The organism is Streptomyces sp. NPDC104202, from assembly GCF_055584185.1.
Genome location: NZ_JBVJMN010000019.1, coordinates 82,241 through 99,527, shown reverse-complemented (window position 1 = coordinate 99,527; position 17,287 = coordinate 82,241). Strand labels below are relative to the sequence as shown.

The window sequence follows — 17,287 nt, the reverse complement described above, 5'->3', positions numbered from 1 at the left end:
GTGCCGAAGCCGCTCAGTCTCCCCTTCGACCCCATCGCCCGCGCCGACGAACTCTGGCAGAAGCGCTGGGGCCCGGTCCCCTCGATGGCCGCGATCACCTCGATCATGCGCGCCCACCAGATCCTCCTGGCGGAGGTCGACGCCGTGGTGAAGCCGTACGGGCTGACCTTCGCGCGGTACGAGGCCCTGGTGCTGCTCACCTTCTCGAAGGCCGGGGAGCTGCCGATGTCCAAGATCGGCGAGCGGCTGATGGTGCACCCCACCTCGGTGACGAACACCGTCGACCGCCTGGTGAGGTCGGGCCTCGTCGACAAGCGGCCCAACCCCAACGACGGCCGCGGCACCCTCGCCTCGATCACGGAGAAGGGCCGCGAGGTCGTCGAGTCCGCGACCCGCGACCTGATGGAGATGGAGTTCGGTCTCGGCGCGTACGACGCCGAGGAGTGCGCCGAGATCTTCGCGATGCTGCGTCCGCTGCGGGTCGCGGCGGACGACTTCGAGGAGAGGTAGCCCCGCGCGAAGATCGCCCGGAACGTGCCGTTACGCTCGACGGCATGAAATCCAGCGTGCTGACCCGCTACCGCGTCATGGCGTACGTGACCGCCGTCATGCTCCTCGTGCTCTGCACGTGCATGGTCTTCAAGTACGGGTTCGACATGGGCGAGGACGTGACCTTCGCGGTCTCCCAGGCCCATGGCGTCCTCTACATCATCTACCTGGTCTTCGCCTTCGACCTGGGCTCCAAGGCCAAGTGGCCGTTCGGGAAGCTGCTCTGGGTGCTGGTCTCCGGGACGATTCCCCTCGCCGCCTTCTTCGTCGAGCGCAAGGTCGTCCGCGAGACGCTTCCGCTGGTCAGCGGCGTGCGGCCGGAGCCGGTCGAGGCCTGACCCCCACCTCCGCACGCATGTGCGGAGGTTTGCCGTCGACATTTACTAGGACGTCCTAGTAAATTCGAAGCATGGACGCTGACGCGATCGAGGAAGGCCGCCGACGCTGGCAGGCCCGTTACGACAAGGCCCGCAAGCGGGACGCCGACTTCACCACGCTCTCCGGTGACGCCGTGGAGCCCGTCTACGGGCCCCGCCCCGGCGACACCTACGAGGGGTTCGAGCGCATCGGCTGGCCCGGTGAGTACCCCTTCACCCGGGGACTCCACCCGACCGGCTACCGCGGCCGGACCTGGACCATCCGCCAGTTCGCCGGCTTCGGCAACGCCGAGCAGACCAACGAGCGCTACAAGATGATCCTGGACGCCGGCGGCGGCGGCCTCTCGGTCGCCTTCGACATGCCCACCCTCATGGGCCGCGACTCCGACGACCCCCGCTCCCTCGGCGAGGTCGGCCACTGCGGCGTCGCCATCGACTCCGCCGCCGACATGGAGGTCCTCTTCAAGGACATCCCGCTCGGCGACGTCACCACCTCCATGACGATCTCGGGCCCCGCCGTGCCCGTCTTCTGCATGTACTTGGTCGCCGCCGAGCGCCAGGGCGTCGACCCGGCCGTGCTCAACGGCACGCTCCAGACCGACATCTTCAAGGAGTACATCGCGCAGAAGGAGTGGCTCTTCGAGCCCGAGCCCCACCTGCGCCTCATCGGCGATCTGATGGAGCACTGCGCGCAGGGCATCCCCGCGTACAAGCCGCTCTCCGTCTCCGGCTACCACATCCGCGAGGCCGGGGCGACGGCCGCGCAGGAGCTGGCGTACACGCTCGCCGACGGCTTCGGCTACGTCGAGCTGGGGCTGAGCCGCGGCCTCGACGTGGACGTCTTCGCGCCCGGCCTCTCCTTCTTCTTCGACGCCCACCTCGACTTCTTCGAGGAGATCGCCAAGTTCCGCGCCGCCCGCCGCATCTGGGCCCGCTGGATGAAGGAGGTCTACGGCGCCAGGACCGACAAGGCGCAGTGGCTGCGCTTCCACACCCAGACCGCCGGTGTCTCCCTCACCGCCCAGCAGCCGTACAACAACGTCGTGCGGACCGCCGTCGAGGCCCTCTCCGCCGTCCTCGGCGGCACCAACTCCCTCCACACCAACGCCCTCGACGAGACCCTCGCGCTCCCCAGCGCCCAGGCCGCCGAGATCGCGCTCCGCACCCAGCAGGTGCTGATGGAGGAGACCGGCGTCGCCAACGTGGCCGACCCGCTGGGCGGCTCCTGGTACGTCGAGCAGCTCACCGACCGCATCGAGGCCGACGCCGAGAAGATCTTCGACCAGATCAAGGAGCGCGGCCGCCGCGCCCACCCGGACGGGCAGCACCCGATCGGCCCGATCACCTCCGGCATCCTGCGCGGCATCGAGGACGGCTGGTTCACCGGCGAGATCGCCGAGTCCGCCTTCCAGTACCAGCGGTCCCTGGAGAAGGGCGACAAGCGGGTCGTCGGCGTCAACGTCCACCACGGCTCGGTCACCGGCGACCTGGAGATCCTCCGCGTCAGCCACGAGGTCGAGTGGGAGCAGGTCCGGGTCCTCGGCGAGCGCAAGGAGCGCCGCGACGACGCCAAGGTCCGCGCCTCCCTCGACGCGATGCTCGCGGCCGCCCGGGACGGCTCGAACATGATCGTCCCGATGCTGGAGGCCGTGCGCGCCGAGGCCACGCTCGGCGAGATCTGCAACGCCCTGCGCGACGAGTGGGGCGTCTACACGGAGCCCCCGGGCTTCTAGGTCGTCTCTTTCGGAGTCCCTCGACGCGGGGGGGGGGGGGGGGGGGAGCCCCCCCCCCCCCCCCCCCTTCCCTCCCCCCCCCCCCCCCCCCCCCCCCCCCCCCCCCCCCCCCCCCCCCCCCCCCCGCGTCGGCGTCTCAGCCGCCGGCCGCCGCCACCGCGCCCAGGCCCCCCACGAGGAGGGCGGAGAGGCGGGCCACCCACGCCTCGTCCACGGGCTCGGCGCTGACCAGAGCGCGGTGCACGACCGCGCCCGCGATCACGTCGAAGATCAGGTCGTCGGTGGCGTCCGTCGCGACCGGGTCGCGGCCCGCCGGGAGTTCGCCGCGCTGCTGCGCCCGCATGCGCCCGGCCAGGACCAGCCGTTTCTGCCGGTCGACGATCGAGGCGCGGATGCGTTCGCGCAGCGGTTCGTCGCGGGTGGACTCGGCGACCACGGCCATCAGGGCCGTCTTGGTCTCGGGGCGCTCCAGCAGCGCCGCGAACTGGAGGACGACGTGCTCGATGTCGGCCTGGAGGGAACCCAGGTCGGGCAGTTCCAGTTCGTCGAAGAGGACGGCGACGGCGTCCACCACGAGTTCGTTCTTGTTCGCCCAGCGGCGGTACAGGGTCGTCTTGGCCACCCCGGCGCGGCCGGCGACGTCGCCCATCGTGAGCTTGGACCAGCCCAGCTCGACCAGAGCGGCCCGGGTCGCCTCCAGGATGGCCGTGTCGGCCTCGGGAGAGCGGGGGCGTCCGGTCCTTCTGACGCGCGGGTTGGTGCGGCTACACATGGAAACCGACCATACCCGTCGGTAGGTATCGCGCCAGAGGCGCGCGATGTGAGGCAGTTCACCGTGCGGATCGCGGCCCGGCCCTCCCGCCGCCTCCCCCCGGACAGTTACGCTACGACCTGTAGCGAAAGGCAATGAGCGGCCTGAGCGACAACCACGGCGCCGGGTGGGGACCCGGCGCGAACGAAGACGAAGAACCGTGTCGTCCACACGTCTCGCACACCGGCGGGAGGCCTGAGGACGGCACGGTTCAGCCATGGCTTACCGGTTACGCGCGCGGAAGGGGGAGGATGTACTCATGCAGCCCCGAAACATGTCCATGAGCGGCGTCGTCGACCTCGCCGCGGTGAAGGCGGCCGGTGAGGCCAAGGCCAAGGCGGAGCAGGTGCGCGCCGAGGCCGCCCGGCAGGGTGGACCCGCCGCCGTCTCGCCCTCCGCCCTGGTGATCGACGTCGACGAGGCCGGCTTCGAGCGCGAGGTGCTCCAGCGCTCGGCCGAGGTCCCGGTCGTCCTCGACTTCTGGGCCGAGTGGTGCGAGCCGTGCAAGCAGCTCGGCCCCCTCCTGGAGCGGCTCGCCGTCGAGTACAACGGCCGCTTCCTGCTCGCGAAGATCGACGTCGACGCCAACCAGATGCTGATGCAGCAGTTCGGCATCCAGGGAATTCCGGCCGTTTTCGCGGTGGTCGCCGGTCAGGCGCTGCCGCTCTTCCAGGGTGCGGTGCCCGAGGCGCAGATCCGCGAGACCCTCGACCAGCTGATCCAGATCGGCGAGGAGCGCTTCGGCCTCACCGGCATCGCGGTCGACGCGGACGCCGACGACGCGGCCCCCGCCGCGCGCCCGGCCGGCCCGTACGACGCGCTGCTCGAAGCCGCGCTCACCGCGCTCGACGCCGGTGACCTGGCCGGCGCCGTCCAGGCGTACAAGAACGTGCTCGCCGACGACCCGGCGCACCCCGAGGCCAAGCTCGGTCTCGCCCAGGCCGAACTCCTGCAGCGCGTGCAGGACCTCGACCCGGGCGTCGTCCGCAAGAACGCGGCGGACGACCCGGCCGACGTGGCCGCGCAGATCGCCGCCGCCGACCTGGACCTGGTCGGCGGTCACGTCCAGGACGCCTTCGGCCGCCTGGTGGAGACCGTGCGCCGCACGGCCGGCCAGGACCGGGACACCGCCCGCCTGCGGCTCCTGGAGCTCTTCGAGGTCATCGGCGCCGAGGATCCGCGCGTGACGGCGGGCCGCCAGGCCCTCGCCCGCGTGCTGTTCTGAGGTCTTTCCGCACCCCGGGCAGGGCGCCGGATCGTCGGACGATTTGGCGACAGAACGACAGACAGCGGCCGCGCTTTACCAAAACTTGGTAATCGCGGCCGCTGTTACTTGCAGTAAATCAACTCCGTGATTCTGTCCGGATTCATACGGCGATCTGCCGATATCGGCGGTCACTCGACCGCACCCTGAGTGCCCGTTCGGCGCCGCCCCGCCATCGGCCGGTTATCCACCCGTTACTAGCGAGTAACGAACCCCCTTGTGCGGGGGCCCGGAATGGACCACGATCGGCGACGCTCGGTCCGAACCGCACCACCCCGGCAAACCAACCGGGAACGCGGCGAAGGTCCCCACCGGGCGGACCGGTGTTCCGGCACCGGTCGTGGACAGGGGGGTTCCCGCTCTCACCGAGTGGGGCCTGTCCAATCAGGTCACGCGAAAAGCGTGGCCCATGGTTGTCGCTCGGGGGTGATCGCCGGTGATTCGGACGCGCAGCGCGCCGTTTGACGCCTCGGCGCTCTCCTTCCCGAGGACGTAGCTCTTCTCCCATCCCAGGACGGGCCCAGGGCCCTTCCGGAGATGTACGTCCGAGAAGGAGGAATTCTCATGAAGTCCCAGGTTCGTGGCGGGACCAGATGGAAGCGGTTCGCCGTCGTCATGGTCCCGAGTGTGGCCGCGACGGCCGCGATCGGTGTCGGCCTGGCCCAGGGCGCGCTCGCCGCGTCCTTCAGCATCTCCGGCCAGGAATTCAAGGTTAAGGCGAACAGCCTCGTCGGTACGGACTTCGTCCAGTACGGCAGCGTCGACGCCGGCAAGGACCTCGAGGGCAAGGACTTCGCCGCCCCGGTGGCGGTGTCCGGCTTCTCCGAGGCCTGGATCACCAACATGTGCCAGTCCGTCGTCACGCCGAAGATCCCCTTCGTCGGTGACGTCACCCTCCGCCTGGAGGCCGGCACCGAGGCCGCGAAGACCGGCAAGGACGAGGACAAGGTCTACGCGAAGGGCATCTACCTCGATGTCTCCGAGCTCAAGGCCGACGCCGAGTTCACCAACATCGACATCGGCGTCGCGGCCGGTGCCCTCCCGAAGGCTCCGGGCAAGCCGGGCATCCAGCCCAACACCAAGGCGAACCCGTACGGCTTCGGCCAGCGCGCCGAGCAGGCGACCCTGAACAACGTCGAGCAGAAGGCGTGGGCCACCACGGCCGGCACCTTCAAGCTCCCGGACCTGCACCTCTCCCTGCACCGCGGTACCTCGCAGGAGTGCTACTAGTACCGACCGGTCCCTCCGGACCGATCGGTACCAGGGGGTGGGGCCGCCGCCCGCGGTCCCACCCGCCAGGTCCGTCCTCTCCATCTTCTTTTCTCAGCAACACCGCTTCCAGGGAGCTGTTCCATGAGCGCCGAGATCCCCGCCTCCCGCGAAGTCCCCCACAAGGACAACCGGTTCAAGGTCTGGCGGCAGACCCGGCCCTTCTGGGCGGGCCTGCTCACCATGATCGGCGGCGTACCGATCGCCTACCTCCCGTACGGGGACATGCGGCTCGGCAACGTCACGCTCGCCATGCAGACGACCGCCGGAGCCGGCGCCCTGATCATCGGCGTCCTGCTCATCACGCTCGGTCTGACGATGTGGTTCCAGCCCGTCGTGCGGGTGTTCGCGGGCATCGCGTCGATCGTGCTGGCGCTCGTCTCCATCCCGGTGTCGAACTTCGGTGGCCTGGTCATCGGGTTCCTGCTCGCCCTCGTCGGAGGCGGCATGTCCGCCGCCTGGGCCCCCGCGCCCCCGGTCGAGGAGACCGACGACGCCGGCGCACAGCACGACGGTCAGCCCGAGGAATCCCACGAGGCCGGTGCGGAGCCCCAGCCCGGGAACGAGCCCGGGACCGAAGCCGTCCCCGCGGCCGGCGTCCCGGAGCAGCGCGGGGCGGACCACCAGCTGACCGACACGACGATCGACGCCAAGGGCGGGAGGAACAGTGCGGGGTGACGAGAATCAGTCTGCGCTCGCGAAGGAGGGCCCGCGGCACGCGGCCCCGCGCAAGTCGCTGCTGAACAGGATCCAGGGCCCCGCGGGCAAGGCGATGGCGCTGGCCGCCATGCCGACCGCGGTGTTCGTGGGCATGGGCCTCACGCCCAAGCTCGCCCTCGCGGACGAGAAGGACATCCCCTTCGCCCCCGGCCCCTGCGTGACGCGCTCCGACGAGCCCGCGCCGGAGGCGACGGAGACGGCGAAGCCGACGCCCACGCAGACCGCGAAGCCGACGGACACCCCCTCGGCCACCGCCACCCCGAGCGCCACCGCGACGCCGACGCCGACCGCGACGGAGACCGCGCGGGCCACCACGCAGCAGACGCAGGAGCGGGCGAAGACCTCCCCCGCGCCGACCGCGACCCCGACGCCCACGGCGACCCCGACGCCGACGAAGTCCAGGAACCCGCTCGACCCGCTGGGTCTAGGCGACGCCCTCAAGGACCTCTTCGACGGCCCGGACGAGCAGCCGACGGCCACGCCCACCACGGCGGAGCCCACCACGGCCGCGCCGCAGCAGACGCAGGCCCCGGTCCAGAAGCCGGCCACCGCCGACGAGCCGACCGCGACCGCCAAGCCCGGGACGGCCGCGGACCCGGCGGCCGAGAAGACCAAGACGGCGATCGAGAAGGCCGCCGAGCAGGCCGGCGCCGAGACCGAGGAGCTCCCCGAGAGCGCCAAGGGCCTCGACGTCACGAAGGACGAGTCCATACCCGACGGCGCCAAGCCGCGGTTCCCCTGCCCCGAGCGCGACGCGCAGGCCCTCGCGGACGCCGACCTGGAGCAGGGCATCGCCCTCCTGCCGGACGAGCCCTGGCGTCTGGAGAGCTCGCTGCTCACGCTGAACGGCCTCAAGTACCACGGCATCGTCGAGGTCAAGACCGGCAGCGGCAAGATCAAGAAGGTCCTGAAGTTCACGGCCGGTTCGGTCGACATCAAGGACCTCCACCAGCTCACCGAGCACTCCGAGGGCCGCACCGGTCACGTCCGCTCCGACAAGGGCTCGACGTCGACCATCCGCAACGGCACGGTGACCATGTACACCGAGGAGCTGAAGGGCAACCTCTTCGGCCTCATCCCGATCACCTTCGGCCCCGAGTCCCCGCCCCCGCTCGACGTCCCCTTCGCGTTCTTCACCAACGTGAAGCTCCGCCAGGCGGGCCAGTTCGGCGGCACCCTCAAGGTCCCCGGTCTCCGCAACACCATCGAGCCCAGCTGACCCCACGCACGACGACGGTGGGCCGCACCCCCTCCAGGGGTGCGGCCCACCGTCGTGTGCGTGCGGGGATCAGGCGGTCTCGGTGCCGCCGAGGTGGTGGACGCGGACCATGTTGGTCGTGCCGGGGACGCCGGGGGGCGAGCCGGCGGTGATGATCATCGTGTCGCCGGCGTTGTAGCGCTGGAGCTTGAGGAGCTCGGCGTCGACGAGGTCGACCATCGCGTCGGTGTTGTCCACGAAGGGGACGAGGAAGGACTCGACGCCCCAGCTCAGGGTGAGCTGGTTGCGGGTGCCCTCGTCGGTGGTGAAGGCGAGGATCTGCTGCTGCGTGCGGTAGCGCGAGAGGCGGCGGGCGGTGTCGCCGGACTGGGTGAAGGCGACCAGCGCCTTGCCGTCCAGGAAGTCCGCGATCTCGCAGGCCGCGCGGGCGACGGAGCCGCCCTGGGTGCGCGGCTTCTTGCCCGGGACCAGAGGCTGGAGCCCCTTGGAGAGCAGCTCCTCCTCGGCCGCGGCGACGATCTTCGACATCGTCTTCACGGTCTCGATCGGGTACGCGCCGACCGAGGACTCGGCCGACAGCATGACCGCGTCCGCGCCGTCCAGGATGGCGTTGGCGACGTCGCTCGCCTCGGCGCGCGTCGGGCGCGAGTTGGTGATCATCGACTCCATCATCTGGGTCGCGACGATGACCGGCTTGGCGTTGCGGCGGCACATCTCCACCAGGCGCTTCTGCACCATCGGGACCCGCTCCAGCGGGTACTCGACGGCGAGGTCGCCACGGGCCACCATGACCGCGTCGAAGGCCGCGACGACGGCCTCCATGTTCTCGACGGCCTGCGGCTTCTCGACCTTGGCGATGACGGGGACCCGGCGGCCCTCCTCGTCCATCACCTTGTGGACGTCCTTGACGTCGTTCGCGTCGCGGACGAAGGAGAGGGCGACCATGTCGCAGCCCATCCGCAGGGCGAAGCGGAGGTCGTCGACGTCCTTCTCCGACAGGGCGGGCACGTTCACGGCCGCGCCGGGCAGGTTGATGCCCTTGTGGTCGGAGATGACACCGCCCTCGACGACGATCGTCTTGACCCGGGGGCCGTCGACCTCGACGACCCGCAGCTCGACGTTGCCGTCGTTGATGAGGACCTGGTCGCCCTTGGAGACGTCGCCGGGCAGACCCTTGTAGGTGGTGCCGCAGATGGACTTGTCGCCGGGGACGTCGTCGGTGGTGATGGTGAACTCGTCACCGCGCACCAGCTCGACCGGTCCCTCGGCGAAGGTCTCGAGGCGGATCTTGGGGCCCTGGAGGTCGGCGAGGACGCCGACGGCGCGCCCGGTGTCCGCGGAGACCTGCCGGACGCGGTCGTACCGCTCCTGGTGCTCTGCCTGGGATCCGTGGCTGAAGTTGAATCGGGCCACGTTCATGCCGGCCTCGATGAGAGCCTTCAGCTGCTCATACGAGTCGACGGCGGGGCCCAGCGTGCAGACGATTTTGGAACGGCGCATGAGGCGGATCCTATCGGTTTGTTTCACTGCGGAATATTCCGGCTGGCGGAAAGTACAAATGGGCGCGGGCCCGCTCAGGCGTTCACTCGTTCGAGCCCTCGGAGCGCTGAACGAGCGCGTGGCTCTGGCGCGCGATCTCCAGCTCCTCGTCCGTCGGCACCACGGCAACGGCCACCCGCGCGTAGTTCGGCGAGATGATCCGCGCCTCGTCCGAACGCACCGCGTTCAGGTCCGAGTCGACCGCGAGACCCAGCTCCTCCAGGCCCGCGATCGCGGCCTCCCGCACCGGCGCCGCGTTCTCGCCGACGCCCGCCGTGAACGCCACCGCGTCCACCCGGCCCAGCACCGCGTAGTACGCGCCGATGTACTTCTTCAGCCGGTGGACGTAGATGTCGAAGGCGAGCGCGGCCCGGGCGTCGCCCTCGTCGATCCGGCGGCGGATCTCCCGCATGTCGTTGTCGCCGCAGAGCCCCACCAGGCCCGACCTCTTGTTCAGCAGGACGTCGATCTCGTCCGCCGACATGCCCGCCACCCGCTTCAGGTGGAAGGTGACCGCCGGGTCGATGTCGCCCGAGCGGGTGCCCATGACCAGGCCCTCCAGCGGCGTCAGGCCCATCGAGGTGTCCACGCACCGGCCGCCCGCCACCGCCGAGGCGGAGGCGCCGTTGCCCAGGTGCAGCACGATCACGTTCACCTCCTCCGGCTCCTTGCCGAGCAGCCTCGCCGTCTCCCGCGACACGTACGCGTGCGAGGTGCCGTGGAAGCCGTACCGCCGGATCCGGTGCGCGTCGGCGGTCTCCACGTCGATCGCGTACCGCGCCGCCGCCTCCGGCATCGTCGTGTGGAACGCGGTGTCGAAGACCGCGACCTGCGGCAGGTCGGGGCGGAGCGCCATGGCCGTACGGATGCCGACGAGGTTCGCCGGGTTGTGCAGCGGCGCCACCGGCACGAGCCGCTCGATCTCCGCGAGCACCTCGTCGTCGATGACCGTCGGCTCGGTGAACCGCAGCCCGCCGTGCACCACCCGGTGGCCGATCGCCGCCAGCTCGGGCGAGTCGAGGCCCAGCCCGTCCGCCGCCAGCTCCTCCGCGACCGCCTTCAGGGCCGCCGCGTGGTCGGTGATCGGACCGGTCGTCTCGCGCCGCTCGCCGCCCCCGCCCTGGAGCGGGGTGTGCACCAGCCGGGAGGTCTCCTCGCCGATCCGCTCGACGAGTCCCTGGGCCAGCCGGCCGTCGTCGCGCATGTCGAGCAGCTGGTACTTCAGCGACGAGGAACCGGAGTTGAGGACCAGGACGCGGGACGGGGCCGCGGCGGGGGAGTCCGGGCGCGGCTCGTCGGTCGGGGCGGCGCCGGGAGTCGGGGGGACGGTCATGCGGGGAGCTCCTGACCCTGGGAGGGGACCTGGGACTGGATCGCCGTGATGGCGACCGTGTTGACGATGTCGCTGACGAGCGCGCCCCGCGAGAGGTCGTTCACGGGCTTGCGCAGACCCTGGAGCACCGGGCCGACGGCCACGGCGCCGGCCGAACGCTGCACGGCCTTGTAGGTGTTGTTGCCGGTGTTGAGGTCCGGGAAGATCAGGACCGTCGCCTGCCCCGCCACCTCCGAGTCCGGCAGCTTCGTCGCCGCCACGGACGGCTCGACGGCGGCGTCGTACTGGATCGGGCCCTCGATCCGCAGCTCCGGACGGGCCTCGCGGACCAGCTTCGTCGCCTCCCGCACCTTGTCGACGTCGGCGCCCGAGCCCGAGGTGCCGGTGGAGTACGAGAGCATCGCGATCCGGGGGTCCACGCCGAAGCGGGCGGCGGTGGCCGCGGACTGGGCGGCGATGTCCGCGAGCTGCTCGGCGTTCGGGTCGGGGTTGACCGCGCAGTCGCCGTACACCAGCACCTTGTCGGCGAGGCACATGAAGAACACCGAGGAGACGATCGACGCGTCCGGCTTCGTCTTGATGATCTCGAAGGCCGGGCGGATCGTCGCGGCCGTCGAGTGCACCGAACCGGAGACCATGCCGTCGGCCAGGCCCTCCTGGACCATCAGGGTGCCGAAGTAGTTCACGTCCGAGACCACGTCGTACGCGAGCTCGACCGTGACGCCCTTGTGGGCCCGCAGCGCCGCGTACTTCTCCGCGAAGGAGTCCCGCAGCTCCGAGGTCTGCGGATCGATCAGCTGCGTCCCGCGCAGGTCCACGCTGAGGTCCGCGGCCTTCTTGCGGATCGTCTCCACGTCGCCGAGCAGGGTCAGGTCGCACACGTCACGGCGGATGAGGACGTCCGCGGCCCGCAGCACCCGCTCCTCGGTGCCCTCGGGGAGCACCACCCGCCGGCGGTCGGCCCGCGCCTGCTCCAGCAGCTCGTGCTCGAACATCATCGGGGTCACCCGGCCGCTGCGCGCCACCGAGACCCGGGCGAGGAGGTCGGCGGTGTCCACGTGCCGCTCGAAGAGCCCGAGGGCGGTCTCCGCCTTGCGGGGCGTCGCCGCGTTCAGCTTGCCTTCGAGGGCGAAGAGTTCGGTGGCGGTCGGGAAGCTGTTGCCGGCGACGGAGACGACCGGGGTGCCGGGCGCCAGGCGGGCGGCGAGGGTGAGGATCTCCGGGCTGGGCCGCTCGTCGAGGGTGAGCAGCACCCCGGCGATCGGCGGGGTCCCGGCCGAGTGGGCGGCCAGCGCGCCGACGACCAGGTCGGCCCGGTCCCCGGGGGTGACGACGAGACAGCCCGGCGTCAGCGCGTTGAGGAAGTTCGGCAGCATCGCGCCGCCGAAGACGAAGTCCAGGGCGTCGCGCGCCAGGCCCGCGTCGTCGCCGAGGACGACGGTGGCGCCGAGCGCGTGGGTGATCTGGGCGACCGTGGGCGCGGCGAGCGCCGGCTCGTCCGGCAGGACGTAGCAGGGCACGGGGAGCCGGGCGGCGAGGCGCTCGGCGATGACCTCGCGGTCCTCGGCCGCCACCCGGTTGACGACCATCGCGAGCACGTCGCAGCCGAGGACCTCGTACGCGCGGAAGGCGTTGCGCGCCTCGGCCCGGACGGACTCCGCGGGCTGGCCCTTGCCGCCGACGACGGGGATGACGGAGGCGCCGAACTCGTTGGCCAGGCGGGCGTTGAGGGCGAGCTCGTCGGGGAGCTGGGTGGCGGCGAAGTCGGTGCCGAGGACCAGGACGACCTCGTAGGCGCGGGCCACCGCGTGGAACCGGTCGACCAGCTCGGACACCAGCTCGTCGGTGCCCCGCTCGGCCTGGAGCGCCGCGGCCTCGTGGTAGTCCATGCCGTAGACCGTCGAGGGGTCCTGCGTCAGCCGGTAGCGGGCGCGCAGCAGGTCGAAGAGCCGGTCCGGTCCGTCGTGCACCAGGGGCCGGAACACCCCCACGCGGTCCACCTGGCGGGTGAGGAGCTCCATGACTCCCAGCTCGACGACCTGGCGGCCGTCACCCCGGTCGATCCCGGTCACGTACACGCTGCGCGTCACGCCGTGGTCTCCTGTCCAGTCCTGCGGAAGGGGCCGGGCGGTACCCTCGCGGTACCTTCGCGGCCCGTGCGTCAATCGACAGTGCTCAGAAAGCCCCGATAGGGCGGCATCACCCCCTTGACAATACCTCCGTGGCTGGTTAGGCCGCCCGCCGGGCGAAGGGCCCGCATCACGGGACGAAAGGCCTCCGCGAAGCCGTCCCGGGGAACGCGCGGAGCGGCGGCGAACGCGGCCCCCAGGTCCGTCGTGTGAGAATTGCGAAGGCTCACCACGGACCGCGACCGAGCAGGAGACACAGCACGATGCGCATCGGAGTTCTCACCGCAGGCGGCGACTGCCCCGGCCTGAACGCAGTGATCCGGTCGGTCGTGCACCGGGCGCTGACCGGCCACGACGACGAGGTCATCGGCTTCGAGGACGGCTTCAAGGGCCTCCTCGACGGCCACTTCAGGCCCCTCGACCTCAACGCCGTCAGCGGCATCCTGGCCCGCGGCGGCACCATCCTCGGCTCGGCCCGCCTGGAGCGGAACCGGCTCCGCGAGGCCGCCGAGTCCGCCCCCGACCTGGCCCGGCAGTACGGCATCGACGTCCTCATCCCGATCGGCGGCGAGGGCACCCTGACCGCCGCCCGGATGCTCTCCGACGCCGGCATGCCCGTCGTCGGCGTCCCGAAGACGATCGACAACGACATCTCCTCCACGGACCGCACCTTCGGCTTCGACACCGCCGTCGGCGTCGCCACCGAGGCGATGGACCGCCTCAAGACGACCGCCGAGTCCCACCAGCGCGTCATGGTCGTCGAGGTGATGGGCCGCCACGCCGGCTGGATCGCGCTGGAGTCCGGCATGGCCGGCGGCGCCCACGGCATCTGCCTGCCCGAGCGCCCCTTCCAGGTCGACGACCTGGTGAAGATGGTCGAGGAGCGCTTCGCCCGCGGCAAGAAGTTCGCCGTCATCTGCGTCGCCGAGGGCGCGCACCCGGCCGAGGGCTCGATGGAGTACGCGAAGGGCGAGATCGACCAGTTCGGCCACGAGCGCTTCCAGGGCATCGGCAACCAGCTCGCCGTCGAGCTGGAGCGGCGCCTCGGCAAGGAGGCCCGCCCCGTCATCCTCGGCCACGTCCAGCGCGGCGGCACCCCGACCGCGTACGACCGGGTGCTCGCCACCCGCTTCGGCTGGCACGCGGTCGAGGCCGCGCACCGCGGCGACTTCGGCCGCATGACGGCGCTGCGCGGCACGAACGTCGAGATGGTGCCGCTGGCCGAGGCCGTGACCCAGCTCAAGACCGTCCCCGAGGACCGGATGCGCGAGGCCGAGTCGGTCTTCTAGACCGCCCGGCACCCCGGCGCGCGCCCGCGCCCGGCCCGCCCCCGCCGGCCGGGACCTGCGTCCCGCCGGCCGGGACCTCCGTCCCGACCTGTCCCGGCCGCACGCCGGGACCCCCGACAGCCGGAAGTGGCCCCGACCGTCCCCCGTGGACGGTCGGGGCCACTCGTCCGTGCGGGCCGTCGTCCGGCCCGCGGAATTGCCGGGATCCACTCTTGAGTCCGGCCGGGGGATCAACCAGGCTTGGGGCCTGTCCCGGACATGTCCCACGTCTGTCCGGCCGAGGGGGGAGAGGCGGATGACGCCGGGGGAACGGGCCCCTGACCCGCGCGAGGCACGGAGCGCCGCCGAGTTCCTCGCGCTGCTCCAGGCCCTCGGGGAGTGGTCGGGGCTGACCTGTCGCGAGCTCGCGGCCCGCGCGGAGGCGAGCGGCGACGTCCTGCCCCGCTCCACCGTCGCCACCATCCTGACCCGCCCGACCCTGCCCCGCGACGAACTCCTCACCGCCTTCGTCCGCGCGTGCGGCCTCCCGGCGGCGGAGCGGGAGCAGTGGCGCGCGGTCCGGGACCGGCTGGCCCGCCGCCCGCTCCCGGCCGGCGCGGCGGACCGCTCACCCTCTCCGGAGCCACCCGAGGACCGCGGCGACGAGAACGAACACGAGAGCGGAGACGGGCACGAGAGCGGAGACGGGCACGGGGACGCGACGGGGGCCTGGGCCGACGCCGTGGAGGGCGCGGTGGTGCCCGCCTGGCCCGGCGAGGCCGCGGACCCCGCGGAGGCCGCGGCCGGGCCGCGCCCCGCGCCGCCGGGCCGGATACGACGGGCGCTCGTCGCCGTGGTCGCGTCGGCCGGACTCGTCCTGGCCGCGGTGAGCGTCGTCGCGGTGCTGCGGGACGGCCACGGCGGACACCCGCCGCGGACGGTGACCGCGCCGGCGGCCGGGGACGTGCGGGTCCGGGTGGCCGGCACGGACTACTGCCTCGGCGAGCGGCGCGGCGCGCGGAGCGGGCAGGTCCACCAGGTGCCCTGCGGCGGTGCGGCGGTGCCGCTGTACGCCCTGGAGGAGCGGGGCGGCGGCCGCTGGAGGATCGTCTCCGACCACCCCGACCTCGGTCCCGGCTGCTCCGGCATACCCTCCGGCGGCCGGATGCCCGGCGCCGCCTTCGAGGACGCGGAGTGCGGCGACCCGAGCCGCGTGGAGGACTTCGTCCTGGAGCCGTACGGCTCGCCCGTCGAGGGCTACCGGATCGTTCCGGTCGGCTCCGCCACGCCCGGCAGCTGCGTCACGGTCGTCGGCGCCCGCTCGGCCGCCTGGGCGGGACTGGCCCAGGCGCCGTGCGCGCCGGACGCGGCGGGTCAGCTCTTCGACTTCGACCGGCGGGGCTGAGGACGGGCGGGCGGTCCGGCTAGGCGGCCTCCACCAGACGGGACGTGAGCCGGGCGATCACCGCCGGGTCGAGTCCGACGTGGCCGGTGACGTACCCGTGCAGCGAGCCGTACCGGTCGCGGAGGTCCGCGAGGAAGAGACGGAGGACGTCGGCGGGGGCGCGGCCGTAGCCGGGCCAGCGCAGGGTGCGGCCCGGGTGGCTCGCGTGCCAGTCGGCGACCAGCCGCTCGGTGGCGAGCTCGGTGAGGGCGAAGTCGGCGAGGATCTCCTCGTCGGGGACGTCCAGGAGGCCCAGGACGAGGGCCGCGAGCAGGCCCGTGCGGTCCTTGCCCGAGGCGCAGTGGAAGACGAGCGGCCCCTCGGCGGCGGCGATCACCTCCAGGGCGGTGCGCAGTTCCTCCGCGCCGTCCTCGGCGACCTCGGCGAACCGGTCGGCGAGGTAGCGCCACGGGTCGAGGGCGGGGTCGATCTCCGCCTGCTCGTAGGGGCGGTGCTCGATGGACAGGTTGTGCCAGGAGACGTCCTCGGACTCCGGCAGGCGGCCCTTGGCGGCGATCTCCCACGGGTAGCGCAGGTCGATCACGGTGGTCACGCCCAGCGCCCGGAAGCGCTGCACGTCGGAGGGGGCCGCGCCGGTCAGCTTGGCGAGGGAGTCGGAGCGGTAGAGGGTCTCCCACCGCACGGTCCCGCCGTCGGCGGTCCGATAGCCGCCCAGGTCACGGAAGTTGTGGAGCCGTTCGAACGGTATGTGTCGTCTCACGGGGCCAATCTACGGTCCGGGCCCGCGAGTCGGCCCAGGGCGCGTCAGGGGAGTCCCGCCCGGCCTTGGGGCGGACGGCGCCGCTTCCACGCCCCCTGGGGCCTGTCGTCACCATCCCCTCTGCCCCGCGGGCAACGAGAGGATGGTGACGACAGGCCCTAGGAACCGACGGCCGCCCAGAAGTGGCCGGTGATCCCGTCCAGGTAGGCCCGGCCCTCGTCGCCGGTCGCCCCGGAGGCGCCCCAGCTGCTGGTGGCCGCCATCCGGGCGTGGTACTCGGCGTGGAGCAGCTGGAGCGCGGCCTCCAGGGTCCGCCGGGGCAGCGGCAGGATCTTCACGGCCGGTTTCACGTACGCCTGCCAGCGGGTGGTGGCGGCGTCCCGCAGCAGTTCGGCGAGGCGCCCGTCGCCGCCGGTCGCGGTGATCAGGGCCCGGGGGCCCAGTCCCAGGGCCTCGGCGAGTGCCGCCGTCTGGCGCTCGGTGCCGCGCCACTGCCCCTCGTCCTCCATCCGCTGGTACGCGGCGGCCGGCACGCCCACGCGGTGGGCGAGGTCCTCGGGGGTGAGGCCCCGGGCCATCCGGTGTTCGCGGAGGGTGGTGGCGACGGCGATCAGCTCGGCGGGGGAGCACCACAGGACGCCGGCGAGCGCGGTCAGCTCCTGTTCGGTGGGCGCGGCCCGGCCGCGCTCCCAGTCGGCGACGGTCTCGGGGGTGACGAAGAGGCCGTACTGCGCGCGCAGGCCGTAGGCGACGTGTCCGTGGGCCATGCCGAGGCCCTCGCGCAGCCGGCGCGCGGCCGGGGCGTCGAAGGGAGGGGAGGGTTGGTGCACCCGGTCAAGGTAGGTGCGGAGGGTGACGGGTGGCTACGGTGCGTTCGCCCAAAGAGACGACGTCGTAGGAACGTCGGAACC

Annotated in this window: 15 protein-coding genes; 9 read left to right on the top strand and 6 right to left on the bottom strand. The window is 72.1% G+C overall.

All coding sequences use genetic code 11. The features are described 5' to 3' along the window. From ACZ60W_RS15355 to ACZ60W_RS15345, 3 genes are all read left to right on the top strand, one after another. The gene (locus ACZ60W_RS15355; RefSeq protein WP_469755802.1) at positions 1 to 510 is read left to right on the top strand and encodes a MarR family winged helix-turn-helix transcriptional regulator; all 510 of its coding nucleotides are present in this window, start codon (positions 1 to 3) and stop codon (positions 508 to 510) included. Positions 511 to 554: 44 nt separating this feature from the next. Continuing rightward, positions 555 to 887, top strand: a complete 333-nt coding sequence (locus ACZ60W_RS15350; protein ID WP_469755801.1) for a DUF3817 domain-containing protein — start codon at positions 555 to 557, stop codon at positions 885 to 887. A gap of 71 nt (positions 888 to 958) precedes the next feature. Next, on the top strand, positions 959 to 2,659 hold the full coding sequence (locus tag ACZ60W_RS15345; protein WP_469755800.1) for an acyl-CoA mutase large subunit family protein: 1,701 nt from the start codon (positions 959 to 961) through the stop codon (positions 2,657 to 2,659). Positions 2,660 to 2,795: 136 nt separating this feature from the next. Here the strand turns inward: ACZ60W_RS15345 and ACZ60W_RS15340 are convergent, their stop codons facing one another. Further along, complete coding sequence (locus tag ACZ60W_RS15340) at positions 2,796 to 3,431, bottom strand: TetR/AcrR family transcriptional regulator (RefSeq protein ID WP_469755799.1); 636 nt, start codon at positions 3,429 to 3,431, stop codon at positions 2,796 to 2,798. A gap of 298 nt (positions 3,432 to 3,729) precedes the next feature. On the opposite strand from ACZ60W_RS15340, the gene ACZ60W_RS15335 reads away from it, so the two are divergent. The 4 genes from ACZ60W_RS15335 (at position 3,730) to ACZ60W_RS15320 (ending at position 7,942) form a co-directional block, all read left to right on the top strand. Continuing rightward, the gene (locus tag ACZ60W_RS15335; protein ID WP_469755798.1) at positions 3,730 to 4,695 is read left to right on the top strand and encodes a tetratricopeptide repeat protein; all 966 of its coding nucleotides are present in this window, start codon (positions 3,730 to 3,732) and stop codon (positions 4,693 to 4,695) included. Between the two features lie 603 nt (positions 4,696 to 5,298). Further along, positions 5,299 to 5,964 (top strand): DUF6230 family protein, encoded by a 666-nt coding sequence (locus tag ACZ60W_RS15330; protein WP_469755797.1) that lies wholly within the window; start codon positions 5,299 to 5,301, stop codon positions 5,962 to 5,964. A 123-nt stretch (positions 5,965 to 6,087) separates the two neighbouring features. Then, a complete protein-coding gene (locus ACZ60W_RS15325; RefSeq protein WP_469755796.1) occupies positions 6,088 to 6,681 on the top strand; it encodes a DUF6114 domain-containing protein in 594 nt (197 codons plus the stop codon). Continuing rightward, positions 6,671 to 7,942, top strand: coding sequence for a hypothetical protein (locus ACZ60W_RS15320; protein WP_469755795.1), 1,272 nt, complete (start codon positions 6,671 to 6,673; stop codon positions 7,940 to 7,942). The genes ACZ60W_RS15325 and ACZ60W_RS15320 overlap by 11 nt, the downstream gene beginning before the upstream one ends. 69 nt (positions 7,943 to 8,011) lie before the next feature. Here ACZ60W_RS15320 and pyk read toward each other — a convergent pair whose 3' ends face one another. The 3 genes from pyk to pta all read right to left on the bottom strand — a co-directional run bounded on the left by pyk (position 8,012) and on the right by pta (position 12,904). Further along, the gene (gene pyk / locus ACZ60W_RS15315) at positions 8,012 to 9,442 is read right to left on the bottom strand and encodes a pyruvate kinase (RefSeq protein WP_366309189.1); all 1,431 of its coding nucleotides are present in this window, start codon (positions 9,440 to 9,442) and stop codon (positions 8,012 to 8,014) included. Between the two features lie 82 nt (positions 9,443 to 9,524). Then, the gene (locus ACZ60W_RS15310) at positions 9,525 to 10,814 is read right to left on the bottom strand and encodes an acetate kinase (RefSeq protein ID WP_469755794.1); all 1,290 of its coding nucleotides are present in this window, start codon (positions 10,812 to 10,814) and stop codon (positions 9,525 to 9,527) included. Continuing rightward, on the bottom strand, positions 10,811 to 12,904 hold the full coding sequence (gene pta / locus ACZ60W_RS15305) for a phosphate acetyltransferase (protein ID WP_469755793.1): 2,094 nt from the start codon (positions 12,902 to 12,904) through the stop codon (positions 10,811 to 10,813). Before pta ends, ACZ60W_RS15310 begins: the two co-directional genes overlap by 4 nt. A 302-nt stretch (positions 12,905 to 13,206) precedes the next feature. Between pta and ACZ60W_RS15300 the strand changes: the two genes are divergently transcribed. Both ACZ60W_RS15300 and ACZ60W_RS15295 read left to right on the top strand, forming a co-directional pair. Next, a complete protein-coding gene (locus ACZ60W_RS15300) occupies positions 13,207 to 14,232 on the top strand; it encodes an ATP-dependent 6-phosphofructokinase (protein WP_469755792.1) in 1,026 nt (341 codons plus the stop codon). Between the two features lie 295 nt (positions 14,233 to 14,527). Further along, positions 14,528 to 15,616, top strand: a complete 1,089-nt coding sequence (locus ACZ60W_RS15295; RefSeq protein ID WP_469755791.1) for a helix-turn-helix domain-containing protein — start codon at positions 14,528 to 14,530, stop codon at positions 15,614 to 15,616. 19 nt (positions 15,617 to 15,635) lie between these two features. On the opposite strand, the gene ACZ60W_RS15290 is transcribed toward ACZ60W_RS15295, so the two are convergent. Next, a complete protein-coding gene (locus ACZ60W_RS15290) occupies positions 15,636 to 16,376 on the bottom strand; it encodes a tyrosine-protein phosphatase (RefSeq protein WP_469755790.1) in 741 nt (246 codons plus the stop codon). Positions 16,377 to 16,534: 158 nt separating this feature from the next. Next, positions 16,535 to 17,143 carry a helix-turn-helix domain-containing protein gene (locus ACZ60W_RS15285; protein WP_469755822.1) on the bottom strand — a complete coding sequence of 203 codons (609 nt, stop codon included), beginning with the start codon at positions 17,141 to 17,143 and terminating at the stop codon, positions 16,535 to 16,537. Positions 17,144 to 17,287 lie beyond the last annotated feature (144 nt).

Coding starts and splice junctions, on each gene's coding strand:
- ACZ60W_RS15285 (WP_469755822.1), bottom strand. CDS start 17,143: ATGGCCCACGGACACGTCGCCTACGGCCTGCGCGCGCAGTACGGCCTC.
- pyk (WP_366309189.1), bottom strand. CDS start 9,442: ATGCGCCGTTCCAAAATCGTCTGCACGCTGGGCCCCGCCGTCGACTCG.
- ACZ60W_RS15345 (WP_469755800.1), top strand. CDS start 959: ATGGACGCTGACGCGATCGAGGAAGGCCGCCGACGCTGGCAGGCCCGT.
- ACZ60W_RS15300 (WP_469755792.1), top strand. CDS start 13,207: ATGCGCATCGGAGTTCTCACCGCAGGCGGCGACTGCCCCGGCCTGAAC.
- ACZ60W_RS15340 (WP_469755799.1), bottom strand. CDS start 3,431: ATGTGTAGCCGCACCAACCCGCGCGTCAGAAGGACCGGACGCCCCCGC.
- ACZ60W_RS15335 (WP_469755798.1), top strand. CDS start 3,730: ATGCAGCCCCGAAACATGTCCATGAGCGGCGTCGTCGACCTCGCCGCG.
- ACZ60W_RS15310 (WP_469755794.1), bottom strand. CDS start 10,814: ATGACCGTCCCCCCGACTCCCGGCGCCGCCCCGACCGACGAGCCGCGC.
- ACZ60W_RS15330 (WP_469755797.1), top strand. CDS start 5,299: ATGAAGTCCCAGGTTCGTGGCGGGACCAGATGGAAGCGGTTCGCCGTC.
- ACZ60W_RS15350 (WP_469755801.1), top strand. CDS start 555: ATGAAATCCAGCGTGCTGACCCGCTACCGCGTCATGGCGTACGTGACC.
- ACZ60W_RS15295 (WP_469755791.1), top strand. CDS start 14,528: ATGACGCCGGGGGAACGGGCCCCTGACCCGCGCGAGGCACGGAGCGCC.
- ACZ60W_RS15325 (WP_469755796.1), top strand. CDS start 6,088: ATGAGCGCCGAGATCCCCGCCTCCCGCGAAGTCCCCCACAAGGACAAC.